This is a genomic window from Streptomyces sp. NPDC047853 (assembly GCF_043204535.1).
Lineage (GTDB): Bacteria > Actinomycetota > Actinomycetes > Streptomycetales > Streptomycetaceae > Streptomyces.
This window is the reverse complement of the sequence record NZ_JBIDCI010000004.1, coordinates 349,159-374,872: the sequence shown is the minus strand read 5'-3', so window position 1 is coordinate 374,872 and position 25,714 is coordinate 349,159. Positions and strand designations below refer to the sequence as shown.

General features: G+C 74.4%; 23 protein-coding genes. 10 read left to right on the top strand and 13 right to left on the bottom strand.

Features of this window, described 5'->3' with window-relative positions; translation table 11 throughout:
* The first annotated feature begins 136 nt into the window (after nucleotides 1-136).
* The 4 genes from ACGF5T_RS10765 (at nucleotide 137) to ACGF5T_RS10750 (ending at nucleotide 2,343) form a co-directional block, all read left to right on the top strand.
* Nucleotides 137-562, top strand: coding sequence for a hypothetical protein (locus ACGF5T_RS10765; RefSeq protein WP_356604870.1), 426 nt, complete (start codon nucleotides 137-139; stop codon nucleotides 560-562).
* A complete protein-coding gene (locus ACGF5T_RS10760) occupies nucleotides 559-1,344 on the top strand; it encodes a hypothetical protein (protein WP_366767118.1) in 786 nt (261 codons plus the stop codon). Before ACGF5T_RS10765 ends, ACGF5T_RS10760 begins: the two co-directional genes overlap by 4 nt.
* Before the next feature lie 38 nt (nucleotides 1,345-1,382).
* Nucleotides 1,383-1,907: a roadblock/LC7 domain-containing protein gene (locus ACGF5T_RS10755; RefSeq protein WP_356604866.1), complete on the top strand. Its 525-nt coding sequence runs from the start codon at nucleotides 1,383-1,385 to the stop codon at nucleotides 1,905-1,907.
* 61 nt (nucleotides 1,908-1,968) lie between these two features.
* Complete coding sequence (locus ACGF5T_RS10750) at nucleotides 1,969-2,343, top strand: hypothetical protein (protein WP_356604864.1); 375 nt, start codon at nucleotides 1,969-1,971, stop codon at nucleotides 2,341-2,343.
* A 101-nt stretch (nucleotides 2,344-2,444) separates the two neighbouring features.
* On the opposite strand, the gene ACGF5T_RS10745 is transcribed toward ACGF5T_RS10750, so the two are convergent.
* Entirely contained in the window at nucleotides 2,445-3,809 is a 1,365-nt protein-coding gene (locus tag ACGF5T_RS10745) for an FAD-dependent oxidoreductase (RefSeq protein WP_356604862.1), read from the bottom strand.
* 216 nt (nucleotides 3,810-4,025) lie between these two features.
* Here ACGF5T_RS10745 and ACGF5T_RS10740 point away from each other — a divergent pair, with 216 nt between their 5' ends.
* A complete protein-coding gene (locus ACGF5T_RS10740) occupies nucleotides 4,026-5,495 on the top strand; it encodes an MFS transporter (RefSeq protein WP_356604860.1) in 1,470 nt (489 codons plus the stop codon).
* 28 nt (nucleotides 5,496-5,523) lie between these two features.
* Here ACGF5T_RS10740 and ACGF5T_RS10735 read toward each other — a convergent pair whose 3' ends face one another.
* Nucleotides 5,524-5,670, bottom strand: coding sequence for a hypothetical protein (locus ACGF5T_RS10735; protein ID WP_356604858.1), 147 nt, complete (start codon nucleotides 5,668-5,670; stop codon nucleotides 5,524-5,526).
* Nucleotides 5,671-5,824: 154 nt separating this feature from the next.
* On the opposite strand from ACGF5T_RS10735, the gene ACGF5T_RS10730 reads away from it, so the two are divergent.
* Complete coding sequence (locus ACGF5T_RS10730) at nucleotides 5,825-5,998, top strand: CsbD family protein (RefSeq protein ID WP_356604856.1); 174 nt, start codon at nucleotides 5,825-5,827, stop codon at nucleotides 5,996-5,998.
* Nucleotides 5,999-6,148: 150 nt separating this feature from the next.
* Here the strand turns inward: ACGF5T_RS10730 and ACGF5T_RS10725 are convergent, their stop codons facing one another.
* Both ACGF5T_RS10725 and ACGF5T_RS10720 read right to left on the bottom strand, forming a co-directional pair.
* Nucleotides 6,149-8,899: a SpoIIE family protein phosphatase gene (locus ACGF5T_RS10725; RefSeq protein ID WP_366767117.1), complete on the bottom strand. Its 2,751-nt coding sequence runs from the start codon at nucleotides 8,897-8,899 to the stop codon at nucleotides 6,149-6,151.
* A gap of 82 nt (nucleotides 8,900-8,981) precedes the next feature.
* A complete protein-coding gene (locus ACGF5T_RS10720) occupies nucleotides 8,982-11,531 on the bottom strand; it encodes a SpoIIE family protein phosphatase (protein WP_366767116.1) in 2,550 nt (849 codons plus the stop codon).
* A gap of 362 nt (nucleotides 11,532-11,893) precedes the next feature.
* On the opposite strand from ACGF5T_RS10720, the gene ACGF5T_RS10715 reads away from it, so the two are divergent.
* Nucleotides 11,894-12,280 carry an ATP-binding protein gene (locus ACGF5T_RS10715; RefSeq protein ID WP_356604850.1) on the top strand — a complete coding sequence of 129 codons (387 nt, stop codon included), beginning with the start codon at nucleotides 11,894-11,896 and terminating at the stop codon, nucleotides 12,278-12,280.
* Nucleotides 12,281-12,292: 12 nt separating this feature from the next.
* Here ACGF5T_RS10715 and ACGF5T_RS10710 read toward each other — a convergent pair whose 3' ends face one another.
* The gene (locus tag ACGF5T_RS10710; RefSeq protein WP_356604848.1) at nucleotides 12,293-12,658 is read right to left on the bottom strand and encodes an STAS domain-containing protein; all 366 of its coding nucleotides are present in this window, start codon (nucleotides 12,656-12,658) and stop codon (nucleotides 12,293-12,295) included.
* Between the two features lie 161 nt (nucleotides 12,659-12,819).
* Between ACGF5T_RS10710 and ACGF5T_RS10705 the strand changes: the two genes are divergently transcribed.
* On the top strand, nucleotides 12,820-13,086 hold the full coding sequence (locus ACGF5T_RS10705) for a hypothetical protein (RefSeq protein WP_063483927.1): 267 nt from the start codon (nucleotides 12,820-12,822) through the stop codon (nucleotides 13,084-13,086).
* A 76-nt stretch (nucleotides 13,087-13,162) separates the two neighbouring features.
* On the opposite strand, the gene ACGF5T_RS10700 is transcribed toward ACGF5T_RS10705, so the two are convergent.
* A complete protein-coding gene (locus tag ACGF5T_RS10700) occupies nucleotides 13,163-14,746 on the bottom strand; it encodes a glycerol-3-phosphate dehydrogenase/oxidase (protein ID WP_356604846.1) in 1,584 nt (527 codons plus the stop codon).
* The gene (locus ACGF5T_RS10695; RefSeq protein ID WP_356604844.1) at nucleotides 14,743-15,360 is read right to left on the bottom strand and encodes a TetR/AcrR family transcriptional regulator; all 618 of its coding nucleotides are present in this window, start codon (nucleotides 15,358-15,360) and stop codon (nucleotides 14,743-14,745) included. The genes ACGF5T_RS10700 and ACGF5T_RS10695 overlap by 4 nt, the downstream gene beginning before the upstream one ends.
* A gap of 70 nt (nucleotides 15,361-15,430) precedes the next feature.
* Here ACGF5T_RS10695 and ACGF5T_RS10690 point away from each other — a divergent pair, with 70 nt between their 5' ends.
* Both ACGF5T_RS10690 and ACGF5T_RS10685 read left to right on the top strand, forming a co-directional pair.
* Nucleotides 15,431-17,026, top strand: a complete 1,596-nt coding sequence (locus ACGF5T_RS10690) for an FAD-binding oxidoreductase (protein ID WP_356604842.1) — start codon at nucleotides 15,431-15,433, stop codon at nucleotides 17,024-17,026.
* A 152-nt stretch (nucleotides 17,027-17,178) separates the two neighbouring features.
* Entirely contained in the window at nucleotides 17,179-18,063 is an 885-nt protein-coding gene (locus ACGF5T_RS10685) for a diacylglycerol kinase family protein (protein ID WP_356604840.1), read from the top strand.
* A gap of 55 nt (nucleotides 18,064-18,118) precedes the next feature.
* Here the strand turns inward: ACGF5T_RS10685 and ACGF5T_RS10680 are convergent, their stop codons facing one another.
* The 6 genes from ACGF5T_RS10680 to ACGF5T_RS10655 form a co-directional block, all read right to left on the bottom strand.
* On the bottom strand, nucleotides 18,119-20,398 hold the full coding sequence (locus ACGF5T_RS10680) for a catalase (protein WP_356604838.1): 2,280 nt from the start codon (nucleotides 20,396-20,398) through the stop codon (nucleotides 18,119-18,121).
* Between the two features lie 136 nt (nucleotides 20,399-20,534).
* Nucleotides 20,535-20,792, bottom strand: a complete 258-nt coding sequence (locus ACGF5T_RS10675; protein ID WP_366767115.1) for a hypothetical protein — start codon at nucleotides 20,790-20,792, stop codon at nucleotides 20,535-20,537.
* 137 nt (nucleotides 20,793-20,929) lie between these two features.
* Nucleotides 20,930-22,828, bottom strand: a complete 1,899-nt coding sequence (locus ACGF5T_RS10670; protein ID WP_366767113.1) for a DUF2264 domain-containing protein — start codon at nucleotides 22,826-22,828, stop codon at nucleotides 20,930-20,932.
* Nucleotides 22,825-23,805: a hydroxyacid dehydrogenase gene (locus ACGF5T_RS10665; RefSeq protein WP_366767174.1), complete on the bottom strand. Its 981-nt coding sequence runs from the start codon at nucleotides 23,803-23,805 to the stop codon at nucleotides 22,825-22,827. Before ACGF5T_RS10665 ends, ACGF5T_RS10670 begins: the two co-directional genes overlap by 4 nt.
* Before the next feature lie 56 nt (nucleotides 23,806-23,861).
* On the bottom strand, nucleotides 23,862-24,725 hold the full coding sequence (locus ACGF5T_RS10660) for a carbohydrate ABC transporter permease (RefSeq protein WP_356604833.1): 864 nt from the start codon (nucleotides 24,723-24,725) through the stop codon (nucleotides 23,862-23,864).
* Nucleotides 24,722-25,708 carry a sugar ABC transporter permease gene (locus tag ACGF5T_RS10655; protein ID WP_356604831.1) on the bottom strand — a complete coding sequence of 329 codons (987 nt, stop codon included), beginning with the start codon at nucleotides 25,706-25,708 and terminating at the stop codon, nucleotides 24,722-24,724. The genes ACGF5T_RS10660 and ACGF5T_RS10655 overlap by 4 nt, the downstream gene beginning before the upstream one ends.
* Nucleotides 25,709-25,714: the final 6 nt, after the last annotated feature.

Here is a 25,714-nt window from a genome sequence, read left to right as displayed (position 1 = left end):
CCCGGCCGAAACGCGCAGTATCCCGCAGCGCGCGCACGTTCCTCTGGAAAATGCCAAAGCCCTCACCGGACGCGTGCACTTTCCGTAGTCTCGGCGTCACGTTCGCGGTACTGCCGTGCAGGGGAGGGGATCCGGCGTGCCCGGAATCGACGAGAGTCTGCTGGAAGCCATGCGGCTGCCCGGCGCACGGGGCGCGTCGCTGGTCGACTGGATCAGCGGGCTCGCCCTGGGCGCCGTGGGCGACGCGCCGGGTGGCGACTGGGAGGCGACGGCGGCCGAGACCGCGGAACTGGCCCGGCACGTCGCGGAGAGCGGCTCCCTGGCGGCGGGCGGCGCCGCCGGCGGTGCACCCGGGCAGGACGCGTCGGCCGGGGACGCGAAGGAACCCTCGGTCGAGGACCTGATCGCCACCACGGCCGACGCCTACCACCTGCTCAGGTTCGTCAGCACCCCCTTCGACAGCACCGTCTTCCTCCACCTGTGGCTGGGCCGCGACGACGGGAATCTGGCCCTGGCCCGCATCCGGCTGGCGGAGATGGCGGATCGGCTGGTGCTCGGATGACCAGGGTCACGACCACCTGGGCCGGGCACGAGACGACGTCCGCGGCTCTGACCGCGCTCGCGGACGAGGGGGCGACCGGCGCCCTCTCCGGCGAGCGGGGCATCGTCTACCTGTCGGCGGGCCGCGTGGTGCACGTGGAGTCGGCCTTCGCCCCGGACCTCGGAGCGCTGCTCACCCGCAGCGGCGCCGTCCCCCCGGACGGCTGGTGGGACGCGGTCGACCGGGGCGGGACGCAGCACCGGGTCGGGCGCCGGCTCGTGGACAGCGGTCGGCTCGCCGCCGGGGCGCTGGAACTCTGCCACCTCGGCGCGCTCTTCGACGCCGCGTACTTCGTCCTCGCCCAGGACACCCGCGCCCACCGCTTCCGGCCCGGTGCCGCGCACTGGCTCGGCGCGGTCCGCTCCGTACCCGTGGACGTCCTCGTACGCGAGTCCGGCCGCCGGAGCGCTCTGCTGGACCGCATATGGCCGGACCCCGACATCGACACCGTCCCCCTCACCCGGGTGCCCGACGCCGGCGCCGCCGGTCTGCCGGCGCGACGCGGTCGCACCCTGACGCAGGTGGACGGCGTGCGCACCGCCGCGGAGATCGCCTCGGCGCTCGCCTGCCGCACGTACCACACCCTCGTCGAACTGCGCCGCCTGGCCGCCGACGGCCTCGTCGCCGCCGCGCCGCCCGCCCCCGAGCCCCTCGCGCCGACCCCTCAGCCGCGCGGCGTCGTGTGGGACGACCCGGACACGGCCCTGCTGCGACGGCTTCGAGACGCCCTGGAGGCCCTGTGATCCGCGCGCGTCGCCAGCGTGCCGAAAGGAGACTGCTCATGGCCGTCGAGAGCGACGTCCTGGACGAACTGCACCGACTGCGCAACCGTGTGCCCCAGCTGACGGGATCGCTCGCGGCCACCGTCGACGGGCTCGTCCTGGCCCACGACGCGCCGGGCACCGAACCCGAAGGGCTCGCCGCGCTCACCGCCGCGGCCCTCGGCGTCGCCCACCGCACGGCCGACGCCACCGCGCGCGGCGGCTTCCGCGAACTGCTGCTGCGCGGGGCCGAGGGCTACGTCGCCACCTACGCCGCCGGACCGGCCGCCGTGCTCACCCTGCTCGCCGACGGCCGGGTCAACGTGGGGCGGCTGCACCTGGAGGGCCGCCGCAGCGGCGCCCGGATCGGTGAGCTGGTGGAGGCCCGCATCGGCACGGAGCGCGGGCGCCCCCCGGCCGCCGAGCACGTCGCGGCGCTGCCCGCGGACGCCGCGCGTCCCATCGGCACCCTGCCGGTGCGCACCCCCCAGCGCCCCACCCACCAACCGAGCCCCCAGGCCGGCGGCCACCGCCGGCCCACCTGATCCGACGACCGCGTACCGACCCACCACCCCGTACTGATCGCGTCCGGAAAGGAACCCACGCATGGCCAACCTGGAGACCTCGCTCAAGGAATGCCTCAGCTCCATCGACGGAGCGACCGCCGCCGCGCTGGTCGACTACACCAGCGGCATGGCCCTCGGCACGCTCGGGGGCGGCAAGGACTTCAACCTGGAGGTCGCCGCCGCCGGCAACACCGACGTCGTACGGTCCAAGCTGCGCACCATGGAGCACCTCGGTCTGAAGGAGGAGATCGAGGACATCCTGATCACCCTGAACACCCAGTACCACATGATCCGCCTGCTCAAGGGGCGGGGCGGCAACGGGCTGTTCCTCTACCTGGTGCTCGACGCGAGCCGCGCCAACCTGGCCATGGCCCGCCACCAGCTGCGCCGGATCGAGAACGAACTGGACGTCTGAGTCCGGACGGCCCGCTCTCACACGGGTGGGCAGGAGCGGCACCTTCCCGCTCCTGCCCACCGTCTGTGCCGGTGCACCGCCCGGCGGCGGACCGACGAGGCTCAGGCGCCGCTCGCCCGGAGCATGTCCTCGCGCTCGACGAGCTTCACGCGCTCGCGCCCCTGCGGCTCGCCCAGCGCCTTCTCCGCGGCGTCCAGCTGGTACCAGCCGTCCCAGGTGGTGAAGCGGATGTTCCGCTCGGCGAGGAAGGCGTCGACGGCCTCCGGAGCGGGCGCGGCCGGGGTCTGGAGCCGGCCGTTCGCGAAGTCGTCCAGCAGGTTGGCCACCGTCTCGTTGGCGTCGCCCTTGGTGTGGCCGATCAGGCCGACCGGGCCGCGCCGGATCCAGCCGGTGACGTACATCGACTGCAGGTGCTCGCCGGACTCCTGGAGGACCCGGCCGCCCCGGTCCGGGACCGTCCCCGAGTCGATGTCCCAGGGCAGCTTGGGGAGCTGGTCGGACAGGTAGCCCACGGCCCGGTAGACCGCCTGGACGTCCCAGTCCTTGAACTCGCCGGTGCCCTTGACGTTGCCGGTGCCGTCCAGCTCGGTGCGCTCCGTGCGCAGGCCGACGACCTTGCCGTCCTCGCCGAGGATCTCCGAGGGCGACTCGAAGAAGTGCAGGAACAGCTTGTGCGGCCGGTCGCCGACGTCGCGGATCGCCCAGTTCTCCAGCGTCTTGGCGACCATGTCGGCCTGCTTGTTGCCGCGCCGGGTGGCGATCGAGCCCTCGTCGTAGTCGATGTCCTCGGGGTCGACGATGACCTCGATGTTCGGGGAGTGGTCCAGCTCCCGCAGCTCCATCGGGGAGAACTTCGCCTGCGCCGGGCCCCGGCGGCCGAAGACGTGGACCTCCATCGCCTTGTTGGCCTTGAGGCCCTCGTAGACGTTCGGCGGGATCTCGGTCGGCAGCAGCTCGTCCGCGGTCTTGGCGAGGACGCGCGCGATGTCCAGGGCCACGTTGCCGACGCCGAGGACGGCGACCTTCTCCGCCTCCAGCGGCCACGTGCGAGGGAAGTCGGGGTGTCCGTCGTACCAGGCGACGAAGTCGGCGGCACCGTAGGACCCGTCGAGGTCGATGCCGGGGACGGACAGGGCCCGGTCCGCGATGGCACCCGTGGCGAAGATCACACCGTCGTAGAAGGTGCGCAGATCGTCCAGGCTGAGGTCGGTGGGGTAGTCCACGTTGCCGAAGAGGCGGATCTGCGGCTTGTCGAGCACCTGGTGCAGGGCGGTGATGATGCCCTTGATCCGCGGGTGGTCGGGGGCGACGCCGTACCGGATGAGGCCGAACGGGGCGGGCATGCGCTCGAAGATGTCGATGGAGACGCCCGGGTCGGCGGCCACTTCGGACTTGAGCAGGGCGTCGGCGGCGTAGATTCCGGCGGGGCCGGATCCGACGATGGCTACCCGCAGGGGGCGGGGCATGTTCAGTTCCCTTCGAGCGGCGACAGATCGACTCTCCGGGAAGCCTAAGCTAAGGCAAGCCTAAGTCGGTACGCGGGTCCGGTCTATGAGGCCATAAGGCAGGCTTATGAGCGCCCATGGGGATGCCTTATGGCGGCGTTTGAAGCCGCCGTCACGGGTGACGCAGGCGTGGGGCACGACGATCCCGCCCCACGCCGCCTCGCGAGGGGAGTCCCCGTGCACCGTCCGGACGAGCGCCCGGATCCCCGCCGGTGGCGGGCTCTGTGGGTGACGCTGGTCGCCGGATTCATGACGCTGCTGGACGTGACGATCGTCGCCGTCGCCCTGCCGTCCATGCAGCGCGAACTGCACGCCTCGGCCGCCTCCGTGCAGTGGGTGGTGTCCGGATACGCCCTCGCCTTCGCCCTGACCCTCGTCACGGCCGGCCGGATCGGCGACGCGTTCGGCAGGCGCCGGGTGTTCCTCGTCGCCCTGGCCGCCTTCGTGGCCTGCAGCGCCGCGGCGGGAGCCGCGCCCGGCATCGAACTGCTGGTGGTCGCCCGGCTCGCCCAGGGAGTCGCCGCGGGCAGCCTCGCCCCGCAGAACTCGGCGCTCATCCAGCAGCTGTTCCGCGGTGCGGAGCGCGGGCGTGCGTTCGGCTTCTTCGGTGCCACCGTGGGGGTGTCCAGCGCGGTGGGCCCGGTCGTCGGCGGCCTGATCCTGGCGCTGGCGGGACCCGAGGGCTGGCGGTGGATCTTCTACGTGAACGTGCCGGTCGGCGTGCTGGCGCTCCTGCTCGGTTTCCGACTGCTGCCGCGGGTGGCTCCCGGCGGCCGGGGACGGCTGGACCCGGTGGGGGTCGCGCTCCTCGGCGTCGGCATCCTGGCCGTGATGCTGCCGCTGGTGCTCGCCGAGGGAGGCGGCCTGGGCAAGGTGTGGTGGCTGTTCCCGTCGGGGCTCCTCGTCCTGCTCGCCTTCGCCCGCTGGGAGCGCCGCGTCGCCCGCCGCGACGGTGAACCGCTGCTGGATCCCGGACTGCTCACCGAGGCCCGCGGCTACGTCACCGGCGCCGCCCTGGCCGCCCTGTACTTCGTCGGTTTCAGCGGTGTGTGGCTCGTCTTCGCGCTCTTCTTCCAGAACGGACTGGGTTTCTCACCCCTCAGGTCCGGCCTGGCGGTCACCCCGTTCGCCGTGGGTTCGGCCATCGCCGCGGCCGTGGCGGGGCGGCTGGTGGAGCGCCTGGGGCGGCTGCTGACCGTCTGGGGGCTGGTCGCCGTCATGGCCGGCCTGGGCGTCACCACGCTGGTGCTGTGGCTCGCGCCCGCCGACCGCGCCGCCTGGCTCGCGGCGCCGGCCCTGCTGGTCGGGGGGCTCGGCAGCGGTTGTGTGATCTCCCCGAACATCACCATGACGCTCCGGGACGTCCCCGTACGGATGGCGGGCGCCGCCGGCGGGGCCCTGCAGACGGGCCAGCGGCTGGGCGGCGCCGTCGGCACGGCCGCGCTGCCCGGGCTCTTCTACCTGACCCTGAACGCCACCCACGACGACTACCAGGACGCCGTGGCCCTGTCGGTGGGGACCGGGGTCGCCGCCATGCTGTGCGCGCTGACCGTCGCGGTCCTCGACTGGCGGCGGGACCGCTCCGACGGTGGGGAACGCTGTCCGCCGGAGGCCTCCCACAGTCACACCCACGCGGGGCAGGGCTGAGACGGCCTCCGGCGGGACGGCGGCCGGCTCAGCGGCGCTTGCCGAACTTCCGCAGCATCCCCTGGGCCTGCGCGCGGCGGCGCGGATCCGAGGCGGCCCGGCGCACCTGCTCCGTCGCACGGCGACCCTGCGGGCTGCGCGCGAACCGCTTGATCCGGTCCAGTACTCCGGCCATGACGTTCCTCCGAGTCGACGACGGATCTGCCTTGTCCGACCGCCTACCCCGCGGTCGCCCGGTCACCCGGGCGTCGGTCCGCGGGTTTGACTTCGCCGAACCGGGCGACCCGCAGTGCACGACATCGCAAGCCAACGCCGAGAGGTGGAGCACTGTGGCCGGCAATCAGAAGTCGAAGGCCAAGATGGAGCAGACCAAGGGCAAGGCCAAGGAAACGGTCGGCCGGGCCGTCGGCAACGAGAGGATGACGGCCGAGGGCCGCGCCGAGCAGACCAAGGGCGACGCCCGGCAGGCCAAGGAGAAGGGCAAGGACGCGTTCCGGCACTGACACCGGAATGAATGGTTCCGGCACTGCGCCGGAACCGACGCGGCACCCGGGCCGCGGGACCGGCACACGGCCGGTCCCGCGGCCCGCGTCGTCGTGCGGGGCTGCCCGCGAGGCGCGTCGGACCGGAGGCCGCGCGGAGCCCGGCGGCCGTCAGGGCACCGGCTGCTCCGCCCAGATGACCTTCCCGGCCGGTGTGTAGCGCGTCCCCCAGCGCTCGGCGAGCTGCGCGACGAGGAACAGGCCGCGTCCGCCCTCGTCCGTCATGGCCGCGTAGCGCAGGTGCGGCGAGGTGCTGCTGCTGTCGAACACCTCGCAGATCAGGCTGCGGTCGTGCAGGACCCTGACCTGCACGGTCTCGCCGCCGTACCGGATCGCGTTGGTGACCAGCTCGCTGAGGATCAGCTCCGTCGTGAACGCCAGCTCGTCCAGCCCCCACTGCGCCAGCCGGCGCGTGACCTCGGCCCGTACCTCGCCGACCGCCGCCGGGTCGTTCGGGACCTGCCACTCGGCGACCCGGTCGGGACCGAGCGCGCGGGTGCGGGCGACCAGCAGGGCGATGTCGTCACCCGGCCGGTCGGGCAGCCGCGCGTCGAGAACGGCCCGGCAGGTCTCCTCGGGCGACGCACCGGCCGTCTCCAGCGCCCGCCGCAGGTGTTCGAGACCGACGTCGATGTCGTGCTCCCGGTCCTCGACCAGCCCGTCCGTGTACAGCACCAGCCGGCTGCCCTCCGCCAGGCGCAGTTCGGTCGTCTCGAACGGGAGGCCGCCCAGGCCCAGCGGGGGACCGGCGGACACCTCGGGGAACTCGACGCCCCCGTCGGGCCGGACGAGGGCGGGCGGCGGATGGCCCGCGCGCGCCATCACACAGGTGCTGGAGACCGGGTCGTAGATCGCGTAGAGGCAGGTCGCGCCGGTGACCGGGGCGCTGCCGTCGTCGGCCGTCTCGTCCTGGTCGATGCGGTTGACCAGCTCGTCCAGCAGACCGAGCAGCTCGTCGGGCGGCAGGTCGAGGGAGGCGAAGTTGTGCACCGCCGTCCGCAGCCGCCCCATGGTGGCCGCGGCGTGCAGCCCGTGACCGACGACGTCGCCGACCACGAGCGCCACGCGGGCACCCGACAGCGGCAGCACGTCGAACCAGTCCCCGCCGACCCCCGCCTGCGCCGGCAGGTACCGGTAGGCGACGTCCAGGGCGTTCTGGTCGGGCAGCCTGCGGGGCAGCAGACTGCGCTGGAGGGTCACCGCCATGCTGTGCTCGCGCGTGTAACGGCGCGCGTTGTCGATGGAGACCGCGGCGCGGGCGACCAGCTCCTCGGCGAGGGCCAGCTCGTCCTCGTCGAACGGCTCGGCCTTCTCCGAACGCCAGAAGCTGACCACCCCGAGCACCAGGGCTCCCGCGCGCAGTGGCACCGTGATCAGCGAGTGGACGCCGTACTCCACGACCTGCGCGGAGCGTTCGAGGTCCTGGGCCTGCCAGCCGGGCGCCTCCCCGAGGCGGGGCTCCAGGACGGGCCGCCCGGTGTCCAGGGACCGGCCCTGCGGGGAGGACTCCACGAACCGCAGCTGCCGGCCCACCGGGTAGAGGGGGACCTCCTCGCGGACGCCGCTGAGCGCGGTGCGGCGCAGCGGGGTCACGCCCTCCGGCTGACCGCCCGCCAGCACCGTGTCGAACAGGTCCACGCTCACGTAGTCCGCGAACCGGGGCACGGCCAGCTCCGCCAGTTCCTCCGCCGTCCGGCCCACGTCGAGGCTGGTACCGATGGCCACGCCGGCCGCGTACAGGATGTCCAGGCGTTCCCGGGCGGTCTCGGCCCGGCCGGACAGGGCCCGCAGCTCGGTGGAGTCGCGGAGGGTGGCGACGCTGCCGGCCGGGCCGCCCCGTACGTCCGTAGGCCGCTGGTTGACCGCCAGCAAGCGGTCCTTGACCAGGTGGACCTCGTCGGTGGCGACCCGTCCCGAGACCAGCAGCTCGGCCGTGTCGTCCGGGAGGCCCAGCTCACGGACGTGGCGGCCCTCGGCGTCGGGCGGCAGGTCGAGCAGGCGCTGCGCCTCGTCGTTGGCGAGCACGAGCCGGCCCTCCCCGCCGACGATGAGCACGCCTTCCCGGACGCTGTGCAGGACCGCGTCGTGGTGTTCGTACATCCGGGTCATCTCGTGCGGGCCCAGGCCGTGCGTCTGCCGCAGCAGGCGCCGGCTGACGAGCGCCGTGCCGCCGGTGGCCAGCGCGAGGCCGACGGCCGCCGCGGTCAGTACCAGCGGCAGTTGCCGGTCGGCGACGCCGCCCACGTTCTCCGTCGTGATGCCGGCCGACACGAGGCCCACCACGGTGCCGTCGTCCGCCTCCACGGGGACCACCGCCTGCACCAGCGGGCCGATGGTCCCCTCGATCTCCTCGGTCACCGTCTCCCCGGCCAGCGCGGGGGCGATGTCCCCCACGAACTGCTTGCCGATCCGGTCGGGCCTGGGGTGGGTGTAGCGGATCCCGTCGGTGTTCATGACGACGACGAAGTCCACGCCGGTCGCCTCGCGCGTGGCCTCCGCCCGCGGCTGGAGGACCGCGGTGGGGTCGGGGGAGCGCAGCGCCTCACGGATGCCGGGGGAGTTCGCGAACGTCGCGGCGACGGAGACCGAGCGGTTGCGGGCCTCCACCTCGCTGTCGTGCCGTCCCTGGAGCACCAGCGCGACGGCGGCGGCGACCACGAGCAGCAGCACGATCGCCACGTTCATGGCGAAGACCTGGCCGGCGACGCTGCGGCCGGACAGGGCCGAGCGCAGGGCCGCGGCACGCCGCCGTCCCGTCTCCTGCCCCCGCCGTGGCCGGTCCGCGTCTCGCCGGTGCCGGGCGAGCGGACCGCTGGGACGACGGGGTGACCGCTCTCCCGATCGACCCATCAGTCGGACCATGTGCCCATGTCTACACTGCCGGGCCCGAGGAGGCGAGGGGCGCCCCCTGTGAAGGGACGGGCGGCGGGAGCGGGAGCCGCGCTCACCGGTGGTCGTCCGGGGGGCGGCGGGTGGCGAGCAGCAGGGCGGTGTCGTCGGGGCGGTCCGTGGTGCGGCGGGCGGTGACGATGAGCCGGTCGGCGACGCCCGCCAGCCAACGGCTCCCCGGTCGTGCCTGGGGCGCGCCGGCCCTGGCCAGCGCCCGCCCGAGGGCGGCGATGCCCTCGTCGATGTCGGTGCCGGGCCGTTCCACCAGCCCGTCCGTGTAGAGGGCGAGCACGGCGCCGGGCTCGGCCCGGAACTCCGTGAGCGGGTACCGGGCGCCCGGGTCCACGCCCAGCACCACACCGCCGGGCAGGTCCAGGGCCTCGGTGCGTCCGTCCGGGTGGCGCAGCAGGGGCGGCGGATGCCCCGCGCGGGCCGCGCGGACCCGTCCGGTGACCGGGTCCAGCCGGAGGCAGCAGCAGCTCGCGAAGAGGCCCGGATCGAGGTCGGTCAGCAGATGGTTGACCCCGCTCAGCACCTCGTCGGGCGGGCGGTCGTCGAGGGCGAAGGCGCGCACGGCGCTGCGCAGTTGCCCCATGGTGGCCGCCGCCTGCACGCCGTGCCCCTGCACGTCGCCGATGACCAGCGCCATGCCGTCGCCCGAGGCGACGACGTCGTACCAGTCCCCGCCCACGTCCATGCCCTGGGTCCCGGGCAGGTAGCGTCCGGCGGTCTCCAGCAGGGGGTGCGCCGGCAGCCGCCGGGGGAGCAGCGCCCGCTGCAGCCCCCGGGCCAGCGCGGTCTCCGACTCGTAGCGCCGGGCCCGTTCCATCGCCTGGGCGATCACCCCGGCCAGGGCGGTGAGCACCGTGCGCTCCTCGCTGCCGAAGCTGCGGGCGCGGTCGAAGCCCAGGATGCAGGAGCCGACCGGCCGGCCGGAGGCGATCAGCGGCAGGAAGGCGCGGGCGCCCTCCGTGGCGTCCAGCGGGATGCCCGGGTACGCGGTGGCCAGGGCCTGCATCGAGTCGAAGAAGAGCGGCCGCCCGCTGGTCAGCGTCTCCACGCCCGGCAGCCGGGCGTCCAGGGCCACCCCCTCGAAGGGGGCGAGGAACCCCGGCGGGAAGCCGCTCTCCCACGCCAGGTGGAGATGCCGGTCCTGGAGCAGGTAGATGGCGAGTCGGCGGCCGCCGAACGCCGGCAGCAGCTCCCGTACGACCACGGCGGACACCTGCCGCGCGGTGACCGCCTCGGTCAGCGCCACGGCCAGGACGATCGGGCGGTACACGGGCGCCGTACCGGCGGCGAGGGCCGGTGAGGGGGCGTCGGCGTGGGGCGGCGGCTCCGGTGCGCCGGGTCGGGGCGGGGGACCGGCGGACGCGTCGGCGACCCGGTTGGCCGGGCGGAGCGCGACGGTCAGGAGGTCCGGGCCGGGATGCACGGAGACGGCGAGCCAGTCCCCCTCGTAGGACTGCGGTGCGGACCGGCGGCTGCCGTCGGGCGGGCGCCGGACGTGGAAGCGGACCGGCTCGGGGGAGAGCAGGGCGCCGCGCAGGTGGTCCTCGTACGCGGTCTGGTCCAGCCAGGGCAGGGCCTCCCACAGGGAGTGGCCGTGCAGTCGTGCCCGCGGCCGGCCCAGCAGCTCGGCGGCGCGCCGGTTGGCGTAGACGACGGTGCCCAGGCGGTCCATGCAGAGCACGCCGTCCGGCAGCAGGTCGGCCGCGGCGTCGGCCACCGTGCCGGAGGACGGGTCGCGGACGGCGCCGCGTACCCTCCCGCCGACGGCCGGCTCGCCCTGCGGCCGCCACAGCTCCACCAGGAGAGGGGCCCCGTCCGTGGCCCGCACGTGCAGCGGGAGCGGGGGCGGCAGGCCGTCGGCCGTCTGACGCAGTGCCGCGCTGACCCGGTGTCCGTCGTCGGGCGCGAGGGTGCGGATGAGGGCGTCGAGCGTGGCGGGTCCCTCGGCGGCCCGCGCCAGGCCGAGCAGGACGCGCAGCGGCTCGTCGACGACGACGGCGCCGGTCGCCGGGTCCCAGGCGAAGCTCCCGGCCCGCTGCGGACGGCGTACGCAGGCGGGCGGCCGGACGCACAGGGGTTCGCCGTCCCAGACGACCCGGGACGCGTCGCGGCCGTCGTCCAGCCGCTCCAGCTCCGCGCCCAGCTCCCGGGCCAGCCCTTCCATCCGCTCCACGCCCTCCACCACCTCGGCGATGTCCGAGGCGGTGGGGCGCAGGACGGTCAGGACGCCGTAGGTCCGCGCCGCGCCGGCGACGGGCACGTACAGGGACCCGAAGGGGAAGGGCAGCCCGGCGGCGAACTGCGGATAGCGGCGCATCGTCTCGGTGGCGTTGGGCAGCACCACCCGCACGCCCAGCCGGAAGGCGTCGGCCACGGGGAACGGGCTGTCGGCGTGCAGCCGCCACCAGGGCCGGAACAGCGGCCCCGGGAGGCCGGCGAGAACGGCCAGGCGCAGCAGGCCGGGCGTGCGGGAGGGGAGATAGACCCCGCCCGCGTGGCCCGTGGTCGCGCTGATCGCCTGTGCGGAGGCGTCGATGAGCAGCGCCGTCAGCCTCGCGGGCATCCGGTCTGCGTCCTCGGCGCCTGCCTTCATGGGCCCCACCTCGTCCGTGTGCCGTCACGCGGGCGACACAGCCAGAATGCGCCACGGCGCGGGGGTGGCGCACCCCGTCGGGCCCGCACGGGTGGCCGCGACGGCGTCGGGTCCGGCGGGCCGATGCGCCTCGTGGCGGGTGCCCGCCGTCGACCGGGTGGGGTGCTCCTTGCGGCGCACTCGGTCCGCACCTGTCCGAAAGGCGGCGCGTCCGGCGGAAGTTGGGGCAAAGGGATCGTGGAAAGCGCCCCGGTGCGTATCGTGAAGGCCGGGGCCCGCGCTTCCCCTACTCGGCCCCGGACCGGACGGTGAGGCTCGGCATGACTCCGGCGCGCAGACCCGATGCCGCGGACGTTTCGGTCGTGTCCACGGTCGTGGAGTTCAGGGGCGGTTCCGCGATGATCCCGGCCTCCCGGGACGTCGTGCACGGCTTCGTCGCGAGACTCGCCGACAAGGGCGTCGAAACGGCCGACACCTTCCTGGACGCGGCCCGCCTGGTCGCCAGCGAGCTGGTGACCAACGCGCTGCGGCACGCTCCCGGTCCCTGCCGGCTGGAGCTGACCCTGGTGGACGAGAGCGTGGAGATCGCGGTGTCGGACACGGGGGAGGGCTTTCCCACGTTCCTGCCGCGCGATCCGCTGCGGGTGGGCCGGCACGGTCTGGAGATCGTGACGCGGCTGTGCGACGAGGTCATCACCAAGCCGCACGCGACCGGCAAGACCGTGTACGCGCGCCTGCCGCTGCGCTGACGCCGCCCCGCCTCAGGCGGCCAGGGCCTGCTCGACGGTCGGGAAGCAGCCGATGAGCGTGTCGACGCCCACGAGCTGCAGCACGCGCTCGACGGCGTACTGCGGCGCGGCGATCCGGAACCAGACGCCGCGGGCCTCGGCGGCCCGGTGGGCGGTGATGAGCACGTTGATCCCACTGGAGTCCAGGAAGGCCACCTCGCCGAAGTCGACCACCGTGCCCGGCGCCGACTGGACGCAGGACAGCAGGACGTCGCGGAGCTGACCGCTGCCGTCGAGATCGACCTCACCGGCGAGGATGACGATGCTGACACCGTCGCCCGTGGTGGTACGGGTGATCAGCAGCCGCTCGGGTACTGCCGCTCCCTCGATGTCCGCCACGCTTCCCTCACCTCTCGCATATGCCCGGCCGTCTTCGGTGGCTTGATGTTACGGCCCGCGGGGGCCCGTGTGGGCCGCTTGTGCGGACCGAACACCGCCGGAACGGGCCGGGACGGCCTCGACGCGCGCGACAGCGCTCCGCTGACTACGGTCGAGGTGTGGTGGCTCACACTTTCGAGGAGCTCGTGCACAAGCGTCGCGCGGCGGACCTGGCACAGCACCGGGTCGAGGAACTGCGGGACTCGTACGGGCCTCCCACGCAGCATCAGTGGACCGCACGGCAGTCGCACACCTACGAGACGGCCGTGCGGGCCTGGCGCGACCTGGACCGGGACGCGCAGACCGCGATGACGGAGTACGTCAAGGAGGAGGGCCAGTCCCGGCACAAGATCGAGGCGAAGGTCCGCAAGGCCGTCCAGGACGGCTGACCCGGCCGGTCCTCAGGCCCCGCCCGACCGGATCCCAGCGCTTTCCGGCCGGATATCGGCTTCGCCCGGCCGTGTCTCAGCTCTGTCCAACCGCGGACCCGCCGACGAGATCGCGTACGGCGTCCAGCGCCGCGTCGCGGTCCTCGGGCACCAGCCCGATGCGGGTGCGCCGGTCCAGCAGGTCGGCCTCGTCCAGCGCGCCCTCGTGGCGCAGCGCCCAGACCAGTTCGGCGCCGGTGACGGGGTGGTCCGGCAGCACCCGCGCGCCGAGCCGGGCGTCCTCGGCGGCGAGGGCCTGGACGGCGGGTGCCTCGGTCCCGTAGCGCCGCACCAGACGGCCCGGCGCCCGCAGCCCCGCCAGGACGTGCGGCGCGGCGGCGCCGACCAGCGGCAGGCCGGCGGTGGGGGACGGACCCGCACCGAGCCGGCGGGTGGCCACGGCGGCGTCCACGGCGTCCTCGGCCATGCGCCGGTACGTGGTGAGCTTGCCGCCGACCACGGTGATCACGCCCTCCGACGAGGTGAGCACGGCGTGCCGGCGCGAGACGTCCGCCGTGCGGGGACCGGCGCCGGGCCGGTCCGCGGGGGTGGTGTCCAGCAGGGGACGCAGCCCCGCGAAGGCGCCCACCACGTCCTCGCGCCGGACGGGCACGTCCGTCACGGAACCGAGCACGTCGAGCAGGAAGCCGACGTCGGTCTCGGGCACCTCGGGGACGTCGGGCACGTCCCCCTCGACGGGCTCGTCGGTCAGCCCGACGTAGACCCGGCCGTCGCCCTGGGGCAGGACGAGGACGAAGCGGTTGGTCTCGCCGGGGACGGGCACGTGCAGCCCCGCCGGGAGCGGGCCGATCCGGTCGGAGCGCAGGACGAGATGGGTACCGCGCGAGGGGCGGACCCGGATGCCGTCCACGAGGTCACCGGCCCACACCCCCGTGGCGTTGATCACCGCGCGGGCACGGACGACACCCTCCTCGCCGGTGAGTTCGTCGCGCACCCGGGCACCGGACGCGGTCAGCTCCAGCGCCCGGACACGGGTCAGGACGCGGGCACCGCGCGCGGCGGCGGTCCGGGCGAGGGCGGTCACCAGCCGGGCGTCGTCGGTGAGCCGTCCGTCCCAGGAGAGCAGCCCGCCGCGCAGCCGGTCGGAGCGGAGTGCCGGGGCGAGGTGGCGGGTCTCCACCGCGGAGAGCCGGCGTGGCGCGGGCAGCGTGGCCCGGGCCGTGCGCGCCGCCAGGCGCAGGGTGTCGCCGGCCCGGAAGCCGGCCCAGGCCAGTGCGGCCTGGCCTCGGGAGACCATGGGCGTCAGCGGCAGCACGAACGGCTGGGCGTGCACCAGGTGCGGAGCCGTGCGCTCCATCAGCACGCCGCGCTCCACCGCGCTCTCGTGCGCGACGTCGAGCTGGGCGGAGGCGAGGTAGCGCAGGCCGCCGTGGACGAGCTTGGAACTCCAGCGGGAGGTGCCGAAGGCCAGGTCGTGGGCGTCCACCGCGACGACGCTGAGCCCGCGGGCCGCGGCGTCCAGGGCCACGCCGGCGCCGGTCGCGCCGAGTCCGACGACCAGGACGTCCACGCGGGGGCCGCCGACGGCGTCGGTCAGCTCGCGCGAGCGGCGTGCGGCGGACAGGGAGGCCCCGGCTGCGGGGCTGCTGGTGGGGCTCATGGCGTGAGGGTCCTCTCCAGGATGGTGCGCAGCTCCGCGAGGAGGGCCGCGGAGGTCAGCTCGGCGTCGTCCTCGTCGGTCATGGTCCGCAACGACAGTGCGAAGGACTGGACGATCAGCAGCACCGAGCGCGCCTGCCGTCCGGGGTGGGCCGGGCGCACCGACCCGTCGGCGTGGCCCTCGCCGAGCGCGTCGGCCAGCAGCTCCAGCAGGGCCTCCTGGCTCGCTCCGCGCCGGTCGAGGACGTAGGGCAGGAGCAGCTCGGGGTCCACGTCGACGATCTTGGTGAAGAGCGGGTGGGCGCGGAACGCCTCGATCCCGGTCACCAGACCCTCGACGACGCGCGAGCGCGTGGCGACACCGGGCCGGGGCGCCGGGATGGCCCCGGTGGCCACCGCGATCCACTCCCGGGTCATCAGATCGCCGACCAGCGACCGCACGTCGGGCCAGCGCCGGTAGAGCGTCATCCGGGAGACCCCGGCACGGCGGGCGACGTCGGTCATCGTCGTGCGGCGGACCCCGACGGCGAGCACGCAGTCGCGCACGGCGTCCAGCACCGTGTCGTTGTCCGAGGTGTTCGGTCGGCCCGCATTGTTGTGACGGTTAGGCGTCATGTGTAACAGTGTAACGCCCGTGAGGCCGCGCAGACGGCATCCCCCGAACCGACCGTGAGGACGACAGGCAATGGACATGCTGTGGAACGGCTGGGGCGACCCGGCCAGGGCGACGGCGCTGCCCGACACGGTGACCGGGCTGCTGCGCGAGCTGCTCGGCGTCAAGCCCCGCGAGGCGGCCGCCGTACCGCTGGAGGAGATCGACGTCCTCGCGTCGCCGCTGGACGAGGCCGCCCGCCGGGCGCTGGAGGACGCCGTCGGCGGCCCCGCGCACGTGCGCACGGACGCGGAGAGCCGCATCCGGCACACCCGCGGCAAGTCCACCCCCGATCTGCTGCGGATGCGGGCCGGCGACACCGCCGACGCCCCGGCCGCCGTCGTCCTGCCGGCCGCCCACGAGGAGGTGCTCGCCGTGCTGCGGGCCTGCGCCGCGCACGGTCTGGCCCTCGTCCCCTTCGGCGGCGGCACCTCCGTCGTCGGCGGCCTCGCCCCCGCCCGGCGCGGCGGCTTCGTCGCCCTCGACCTGCGCCGCATGAACCGCCTGCTCGACCTCGACGAGACCTCCCGCACCGCCACCCTGCAACCGGGCCTGCGCGCACCCGAGGCCGAGGCGCTCCTCGCCGAACGGGGCTGGACGCTCGGCCACTTCCCCCAGTCCTACGAGTGGGCCACCATCGGCGGCTTCGCCGCGACCCGCTCCAGCGGCCAGGCCTCCGCCGGCTACGGACGCTTCGACGAGATGGTCCTGGGCCTCACGCTCGCCACCCCCGAGGGCACCCTGGACACCGGCCGTGCACCGCGCTCGGCCGCCGGCCCCGACCTGCGCCAGCTCGTGATGGGCTCGGAGGGCGCCTTCGGCGTCATCACCTCGGTCACCGTGCGGGTGCGGCCCGTGCCGCGGGTCCGCCGCTACGAGGGCTGGCGCTTCGCGTCCTTCGAGGAGGGCGCCGCCGCCCTGCGCCGCCTCGCCCAGGACGGCCCGCGTCCCACGGTGCTGCGGCTCTCCGACGAGACCGAGACGCTGATCGGCCTCGCCCAGCCCGACGCGATCGGCGCCTCCCTCGCCGGGCAGGACGCCGGGTGCCTGGCGGTCGTCGGCTTCGAGGGAACGGAGGAGGACACCACGCACCGCCGCGAGGGCGCCGCCGAGGTGCTGCGTGCCTCCGGCGGCACCTTCGCCGGGGCGGAACCGGGCGAGCGCTGGGCCCACGGCCGCTACTCGGCGCCGTACCTGCGCGACGCCCTGCTCGACGCGGGGGCGCTCGCCGAGACCCTGGAGACGGCGACCTACTGGTCCCGCGTCCCGGAGCTGTACGCGGCCGTCCGCGACGCGCTCACCGGCACCCTCACCGGCGCCGGCACACCGCCCCTGGTGATGTGCCACATCTCGCACGTGTACGAGAACGGCGCCTCGCTGTACTTCACCGTCGTCTCGGCGCAGGGCGACGACGTCGTGGCGCACTGGACGCGGGCCAAGCACGCGGCCAACGAGGCGATCCTCGCCGCGGGCGGCACCATCACGCACCACCACGGGGTGGGCACCGACCACCGCGACTGGTACGTGCGGGAGGCGGGCGCCCTCGGGGTCGAGGCGCTGCGGGCCGTCAAGCGGACCCTGGACCCCGCCGGAGTGCTCAGCCCCGGGGTCCTGCTGCCCGCCGACTGAGCCGCGGTCCGCCCCGCCGCCCGGCCGTGGACGGCGGGGAACCGGACCGACCCGCACTCCGCCGGCCCCCGCGGCCGGCACCCCACCCACCGGGGCGTCCCCGCCCCGTGAGACAACAGTCCGGCACCACCCGTCAGCCCGGAGGCACATCGATGCGACAGTTCACCGCCGTCGTCAACCCCACCGCGGGCGGCGCCACCTCGGCCGCCGCACTGCTGGGGGTGGCCCGGCTGCTGCGGGAGGCGGGCGCGGAGCTGGAGACCGAGTACAGCCGCAGCCTCCCGCACGCACGGGACCTCGCCCGGCGGGCCGGGGAGCGGGGCCGGGTCGTGCTCGCCGTCGGCGGCGACGGCATGGCCGGCGGGATCGGCGGCGCCCTCAGCGGCACCGGGGGCCTGCTCGGACTGGTCCCGGCCGGCCGCGGCAACGACTTCGCCCGCGCCCTGGACCTGCCCACCGGGCCGGCCGAACTCGCCGGGGTGCTGCTGCACGGTGAGCCCCGCCCCGTCGACACCATCGAGGTCACCTCGGCCGTCCACGACCGCACCGTCGTCCTCGGCAGCGTCTACGCCGGTGTCGACGCGCTCGCCAACCACCACGCCAACAACGCGCGTCTGCTGCGCGGCACCGCCTCCTACTACGCGGGCGCGCTGCGGGCCGTGGCCGGCTGGCGCGCGACGCGGTACCGGGTCACCGTCGACGGGGAGGAGCACGCGTTCACCGGCTACACGGTGGTGGCCGCCAACTCCGGCTACTACGGCTTCAACCGGCTGATCGCCCCCTCCGCCCGGGTGGACGACGGCCTGCTGGAGGTCGTGATGATCCACAAGGCGCCGCGGCGGCTGTTCTTCGCCCTCATGAACGAGCTGGGGACGGGCGCCCACGTCCGCAGGCCCCAGGTGCGGGTCCTGCGGGGCCGGGAGGTCCGTATCGAGGCCGACCGGGCCGTCCCCTACGGCGCCGACGGCGAGGTCGAGGCCGTGGTCCCCGTCACGGCCCGGGTGCTGCCCGGCGCGCTGCGGGTCCTGGCCCCCTGACGGGACCGGGCCGGCCGCCGACGTCGGCGACCGGCCCGGCGGGCGTGTGCGCGGATCAGCCCCGCGGCGTGGTGAAGCGTTCCCACACCCGGTGGGACCCCATCAACCGCGTGACCTGCTCCAGGGCCGAGGTGCCGGAGTCGGCGACCACCACACCGGGAGCGTTCGAGGGCACGCCCGACGCGTCGAGCGCGGCCTCGCCACCCGCCCAGACGCCGATCGCCTTGCCGTGCCGGAACGCCTCCGACACCAGCAGGCTCACCCGCGGATCGATCGTCCCGGGCACCGCGGGGGTCGGGGCCGCCTTGTAGTCCCGCGGCGTGTGGGCGTCGCTCCCCATGTCGGGAGTCCCCGCCAGCAGTACGGCGTCGAACTCGACGGACCGGGCGGTGACGTAGCTGCGCTGGACGGTCAGCGCGCCCTCGCCCGAGCCGATGGTGCCGCCGGTCGGTGCCACCACCAGCGGCACCATCCCGGCGCTCAGCACGGCCTCCCGCACCGCCGTGACACCCTCCAGATCGGCCCCTCCGGTCACGATGCCGACGACCCGGCCCTCGGTCGGCCAGACCCCGCCGACCTGGGACAGCGCCGGGCTGGGCGCCACGTCGGCCAGCGGCACGGTCGGCTCCGGGGCGGGCAGGCCGAGGCCCTCGGCGACGCCCGCGCACAGCTCGGGGTCGATGTTGGCCAGGACCTGGAGCGTCCGCTCCCGGATGGCCTGCTCGTAGCACTTGCCCAGCTCGAAGGTGTAGGCGCCGATGATGTGCTCGCGCTCCACCGGGCTCATGCTCAGCCAGAAGCGGCGAGGCTGGCTGAAGTGGTCGGCGAAGGACTCCGGAGCCTCCCGCACCTTCGTCGCCTCCGGGATCCGGACCGGCGCCTCCATGAAGGCGCCCGCGTCGGCCCCGGCGGTGAACGGGCAGCCGCCGTCCAGGGTGTTGGGCCGGTAGGGCGCGACACCGCGGTGCACGGCGGTCTGGTGCATGCCGTCGCGCAGCATGTCGTTGACCGGCGCCTGGGGGCGGTTGATCGGCAGCTGCGGGAAGTTGGGGCCGCCCAGGCGGGTGATCTGCGTGTCCAGGTACGAGAACAGCCGCCCGGCGAGCAGCGGGTCGTCGGTGACGTCGATACCGGGCACCAGGTGACCGACGTGGAAGGCGACCTGCTCGGTCTCGGCGAAGTAGTTCGACGGGTTGCGGTTCAGCGTCAGCAGTCCGATGGGCTGCACCGGTGCCAGCTCCTCGGGGACCAGGTTCGTCGGGTCCAGCAGGTCGATGCCCTCGAAGGTCTGGTCCGGGGTGTCCGGGAAGGTCTGGATGCCCAGCTCCCACTGCGGGTGGGCGCCCGCCTCGATGGCGTCGGCCAGGTCCCGGCGGTGGAAGTCCGGGTCGACGCCGTTGATGAGCTGCGCCTCGTCCCACACCAGGGAGTGCACGCCCAGCTTGGGCTTCCAGTGGAACTTCACCAGCGTCGTGCCGCCCTCGGCGTTCACCAGCCGGAAGGTGTGGACCCCGAAGCCCTCCATCATCCGGTAGGAGCGCGGGATGCCGCGGTCGCCCATGAAGAAGATGGTGTGGTGGGTCGCCTCCGTGTGCAGGGAGACGAAGTCCCAGAAGGTGTCGTGCGCGCTCTGCGCCTGCGGGATCTCCCGGTCGGGGTGCGGCTTCGCGGCGTGCACGACGTCCGGGAACTTGATGGCGTCCTGGATGAAGAAGACCGGGATGTTGTTGCCGACCAGGTCGAAGACGCCTTCGCTGGTGTAGAACTTGGTCGCGAAGCCGCGGGTGTCCCGGACGGTGTCCGCCGACCCGCGGGAGCCGACCACCGTGGAGAACCGCACGAACACCGGCGTCTCGACGTCCGCGGCGAGGAACCCGGCCTTGGTCACGGAGGCCGCCGTGCCGTAGCTCTGGAAGACGCCGTGCGCACCCGCGCCGCGGGCGTGCACCACGCGCTCCGGGATGCGCTCGTGGTCGAAGTGCATGATCTTCTCGCGCAGGTGGTGGTCCTGCAGCAGCACGGGCCCGCGCGGTCCTGCCTTCAGCGAGTGGTCGGTGTCGTACAGCCGGGTGCCCTGAGCGTTCGTCAGGTAGGCCCCGGACTGCGCCACCCGGGCCTGGTCGGCTCCCGTCGGCTGACCGGTCGGCGACACGGTGTCCGGGCCGCTCTGGTCCGGCTTCGGGGGCAGCGGCTCCCGGGGCTCGGTGGGTTCGGCGACGGGGGGCGACTGGGGACCCGGCTTGCCGGGGATCCCGTCCGCCGGCCCGCCGCCCTCGCCCTGCAGGGTCTCGGTGACCTTGTGGGCTACCCGCTTGAGGGGGTTGGCCTCGCTCATCAGCCTTTTTCTCCGTTCCGGGCGGACCGCAGCGCGCGGCCGCACACATTCGAGTACCGACTGCCGTGGTGGGCCGTGACCGCGTACCCAGCGAGCGCCACTCAAGGCATGGGCGCGAGGACGAAAGGCGGTCGGCTCAGAGGACGGTCTCACCGTCGTGGGTCCCGCCCTGGCAACGCTTCGTGAAGGTGCCCGTCCCCGTCCCGTCGACCGAGACGATGATCACTCCGCCGCCCTGGATGCACTGGGCCGCCGTCACGTCGCTCGGAAGCCGAGTGGCCCGCAGGGCGCCGGAATCGGCGGCGAGGGCGCGCGCCACGGCGGCCTCGGCCGGTGCGGCGCACAGGACCGCCAGGGTCAGGGCCGCGATCACGGACCAGGACGACTCGCGCATGGGAAGGCTCCTTCTCGCCGGTGCCGTACCAGCCTCACCGGACGCCACGGGCCGCGCCACCTCAGGCGCGCGCACGGGCGAGGCCCCGACCGGGGATGCCGGTCGGGGCCCGGGACGCGCCGCGACGCCCTGACTCGCTAACCCACCGTGTGCGTCACCCGCACCGGTCCGAAGGAGACCCGGGTGCGCCCCCCGCCGTCCGCCCAGAGGACCTCCACGGCGGCCCCGTCGACGGTGACCTCGGTGACGGCCTCCGCCGCGGGCACGGGCTCCGGCTCACCGCTGAGCAACGCCACGCTGACGTGCAGGGAGGTCCCGCCCGCGTCGCCGGTCAGCCGGGGCAGCTCGGCCCACGGCGCGTAGGCGGTGCCCTGCGGGGCGCGGACGGTCCCGGACCCGGGATGCCAGCCGTACAGGCCGTGCAGAGCCGACACCAGGGGCTCGTCGGGGCCGGTGGCCCATCCGGTCTGCGTGAGGCGGGCCCCGGGCGGCGCCCCCGTCACCCGGTGCACCCGCAGCTCGTACGGCCCCCGTGCCACCGTGACGCTCTCGACCCGTAGGCCGGGCACCATCGGGGGCCCGCCGGCGAAGACCGGCCGGTGCCACGACGCGGCCCAGCCCCAGCCGTCCCCGTGCCCGGCCCCGAGCGGGTGGATGCGGCGGCGCACACTGCGCCGGCCGCCGACCTCCACCGACAGGTGGTTGTCCGCGGGGTTCGCCGGCGCCGTGGGCCCCGTCCGGGTGGAGTAGGCCTGCCGCCCGTAGTGCGGGTCGTCCTCGGCGGCCCACTCGCCCTCGTGCGGCCGGACATGGTCGCTGCCGTGGTTGTGCAGCCGTACGATCCCGTCCCCGCGCGTGGACTGCACCAGCAGCCCGGGCGCGGGCAGGGCCAGCACCCGGTCGGCCTCCTCCACCGGAGCGGCTTCCTCCGTGGCCGTCCACAGGGGATGACCGGCGGGGGCGAGGAGCGACACGAACGCCTTCGACGCCCAGTACGGGGAGGCCGGCCCGGAGTACGGCTGGAGGGTGGCCTCGTGCGGGCCGTGCCAGCCGAGGCTGAGCAGCCCGTTGTCGGTCAGCGCGTCCCGCTCCAGGAAGTAGCGCAGACTGCCGCTCGCCAGCCGCCGGGAGGTGCCCGGCGTCAGCGGCGTGTGCCCGGTGACCGCGCCCAGGCCCACGCCGGTGGACGCGGCGAACCGGTACGTGAGGGAGCGGCCGAAGTGCAGCGGCGCCCCGTCACCGCCGAACATCGTCGCGAGGCCGTCGAGGTGCGTGCGCAGCCGCTCCCCGTGGCGGGCGGCCACCGGCCCGGTGTCGCCCGCGAGATGGGCGTCGAGCACCGGGTAGAGGTGCAGCGCCCAGCCGTTGTAGTGGTCGAAGGCGCGGCCGTCGCCGTCGGCGTACCAGCCCTCGCCCCGGTACCAGCCCTCCATCAGCTCCAGCGCGCGCTCCCGGGCCGCGGCCGTCTCGCCGTCGCCGCGGCCGACCGCCTCCAGGAACCCGGCGACCGTGTACGGGAACAGGTACCAGTTGTTCGGCGCCGGCACGTGCCGCAGCGCCCCCCGCAGCCACTCCTCCACCCGGTCCTGCACCCCCGCGTCGAGGTGCTTCCACAGCCAGGGCGAGGTCAGCCGCAGCCCGAGCGCGACCGACGCCGACTCGACCATGGGCTGGCCCTGCACGTCGTGGTCGAGGATCAGCGGCCAGGACTCGGCGTCGTCGCGGCCCGGGGAGCCGGTGCCCGACGCCAGACCGCGCGCGTAGCGCTCCAGCCAGCCGTGCGGGTCGTCGCCGTCGGCACCCGCGACGCGGAAGGCCGCCGCGAGGAAGGTCCGGGCGAAGCCCTCCAGACCGTCGGAGCGCGCTCCCGACCGCGAGGGCCGGCCCGGCAGGTCGAGCAGCGCGCACCCGGGGGTGCTCCAGCGCCAGGCCGCCCACAGGAGCCCGTCCGCCACGGCCTCCCAGTGGGCGCGGGTGTATCCGGTGTACGGGCTCAGCGCACGGTCCTCGGTGGGCAGTTCGAACGGGATGCTCATGCCAGGAACGCCAGCCTTTCGCGTCGTACGGGATGGAGGAAACCGGCACCGGAGGTCCAGCGGGTCGTCTCGGCGAGCGCGAGGTCGGCCAGACGGCGCCACTCGTTGCCCTCGGAGCCGGCCAGGTGCGGGGTGATCAGCGCGTTGTCGCAGTCCCACAGCGGGTGGTCCGGCGGCAGCGCCTCGGGATCGGTGACGTCCAGCACCGCCCGGATCCGGCCCGCCCGCAGGGCGTCGGTGAGCGCGTCCTGGTCGACGACGGCCCCGCGGGAGGTGTTGATCAGCACCGCGTCGGCCGGCATCGCGTCGATCAGGGGGCGGCCGACCAGACCGCGCGTCGTGGGCAGCAGCGGGGTGTGCACGCTGACGGTGTCGCAGCGGGCGAACAGCTCGGGCAGCTCGACGCGTTCGACGCCGAGCGCGGCGGCCTCCTCGTCGCTCACGAACGGGTCGTGCAGGAGGACCTCGATGTCGTGCGGTCGCAGCAGCTCCACGACCCGGCGGCCGATCAGCGAGGCCGACAGGATGCCCACCGTGCGGCGGTGGTTGCCGACGCTGCGCGGGGTGCGCAGCCAGTTGCCGCGCGCCCGGGTCGTCCGGTAGTCGCGGGCGCGCTCGAACACCCGCTTGCCGGTGAGCAGGATCATGGCGAGGGTGTACTCGGCCACCGGCAGCGCGTTGGCCGCGGCGGCCGAGGAGACCTCGATCCCCCGCTCCCAGCACGCGTCGGTGACGTGCCCGCGGACACTGCCCGCCGTGTGCACGACGGCCCGCAGCCGGGGCGCCGCCCGCAGCACGTCCGCGTCCAGCGGCGGACAGCCCCAGCCGGTGATCAGCAGGTCGACGTCGGCCAGCACTCGCCGGGCCCGCGGGGTGGACAGGTCGTCCAGCGCCGGGAGCGGCGCGAGGTCGCAGACCCGGCGGAACGCGCCGAGCGACTGCGGGTCGAGGACGGCCGAGGCGGCGTCCGGGGACATGGCCACGGCGGCTCGGGGCCGGGGTCCGCGGTCGGGGGAGTCCGGGGCATGCGGGGTCACTTGACGGCTCCGGCGGTCAGGCCGCTGCGCCAGAAACGCTGGAGCAGCACGAAGGCGAGGATGAGCGGCAGTACGGCGAGCAGCGAACCCATGATCACCACGGGGTAGTACTCCGGCGACACGGAGGCCGCGCTGTTCCACTGGTACAGCCCGAGACTGACGGGATACAGGTCCTGGTCGGACAGCATCACCATGGGCAGGAAGAAGTTGTTCCAGATCGCGGTCAGCTGGAAGAGGAAGACCGTGACCAGGCCGGGGCCGAGCATCCGGAGCGCCACCCGGGCGTATGTCGTCAGCTCGCCCGCCCCGTCCACCCGCGCCGCCTCCAGCACCTCGTCGGGCACGTACCCCCGCGCGAAGATCCGGCCGAGGTAGACGCCGAACGGGTTGAACAGCACCGGGATGAACACCGCCCAGAAGGTGTTGACCAGGCCGGCCTCGGACGCCATCAGGTACAGCGGCAGCGCGAGCACCGTCTGCGGCACCATGACGGCGGCCAGGACCAGGCCGAACAGCTTCTCCTTGTGCCGGAAGCGGTACTTGTCGAAGGCGTAGCCGCAGGCGACGCTCACCAGCGCGCCGACCGCCGCGCCCACCACCGCGTACAGCAGGCTGTTGACGTACCAGCGGCCGTAGAGCCCGCCGTCCATGGCGAAGAGGTCGGTGAGGTTGCGTCCGAAGGAGAAGTCGCTCAGGGACAGCAGGTCGCTGCCGAACAGCGCGTCCCGGGTCTTGGTGGAGGCGAGCACCAGCCACAGCACCGGCAGCAGCGTGTAGAGGACGGAGATCGCGACGACCGCGTTGACCGTCGCCCGGCCCAGCATCCCCCGGCGCGGCCGGGAGGTGTCGGTGGCGCTCATCGGGCCTCCTCGGAGTCGGCGCGGCCGGTGAAGCGGGTGACGCCGTAGGACAGGGCGATCGTGCAGACGAGCAGGACCACCGAGGCGGCCGCGGCGAGGCTGTAGTTGTTGCGGGTGAAGGCCGCGTCGTAGATGTACATGCTCGGTGAGAACCGCGAGTTGATCATCGGGGAGGACTGGCTGAGCAGCATCGGCTCGGTGAAGAGCTGGAGCGCCCAGATCAGGGTGAAGATCGACACCATGACGAGGGAGGCCCGCACCAGCGGGGTCTTCACCTGGAGCGCCGTGCGCACGGGTCCCGCGCCGTCCACGACGGACGCCTCGATCACCTCGCGCGGCACGGCCTGGAGCGCCGCGTAGAAGACCACCATGTTGTAGCCGAGGTTGCTCCACAGGGCGATGTTCACGATGGACGGGATCACCGTGTGCACGCCCAGGAAGTCGATCGTGATGTCGCCCCGGGCGAAGAGTTCGATGACCGGGCTGATGCCGGGCGTGTACAGGTACAGCCAGATCAGCGCGGCGATGATGCCGGGCACCGCGTGCGGCAGGAACAGGCCGAGCTGGGCGAGGGCGCGCAGCCGGACCACGCCGGAGTCCAGCAGCAGGGCGAGGGCGAGGGCGAGGACGACCATCAGCGGGATGTAGATCAGGCAGTACAGCGCGACCGTGCCGAGCCCGCCCAGGAAGGTGGGGTCGGTGAGGACGGCCGTGTAGGAGCGCAGGCCGACGAAGACCGTGCGCTCCGGTCCGAAGCCGAGGCCGGGCTGGTCGTCGCTGAAGAAGCTGAGGTACACGGCCGTGCCGACGGGGATCAGGAAGACGGTGGCCAGCAGGACGAAGAACGGCGTCATGAGGACGCCGCAGGCGGTCAGTTGCCGGCGCTTCGCCGCTCTTCGGGCGCGCAGGCCGGAGGCGGAGGGCGCCGGTACGGTGGCGCGGGACGCGCCGGCCGGCACCCGTGGGTGGGTGGTCGTGGTCATGGGGTG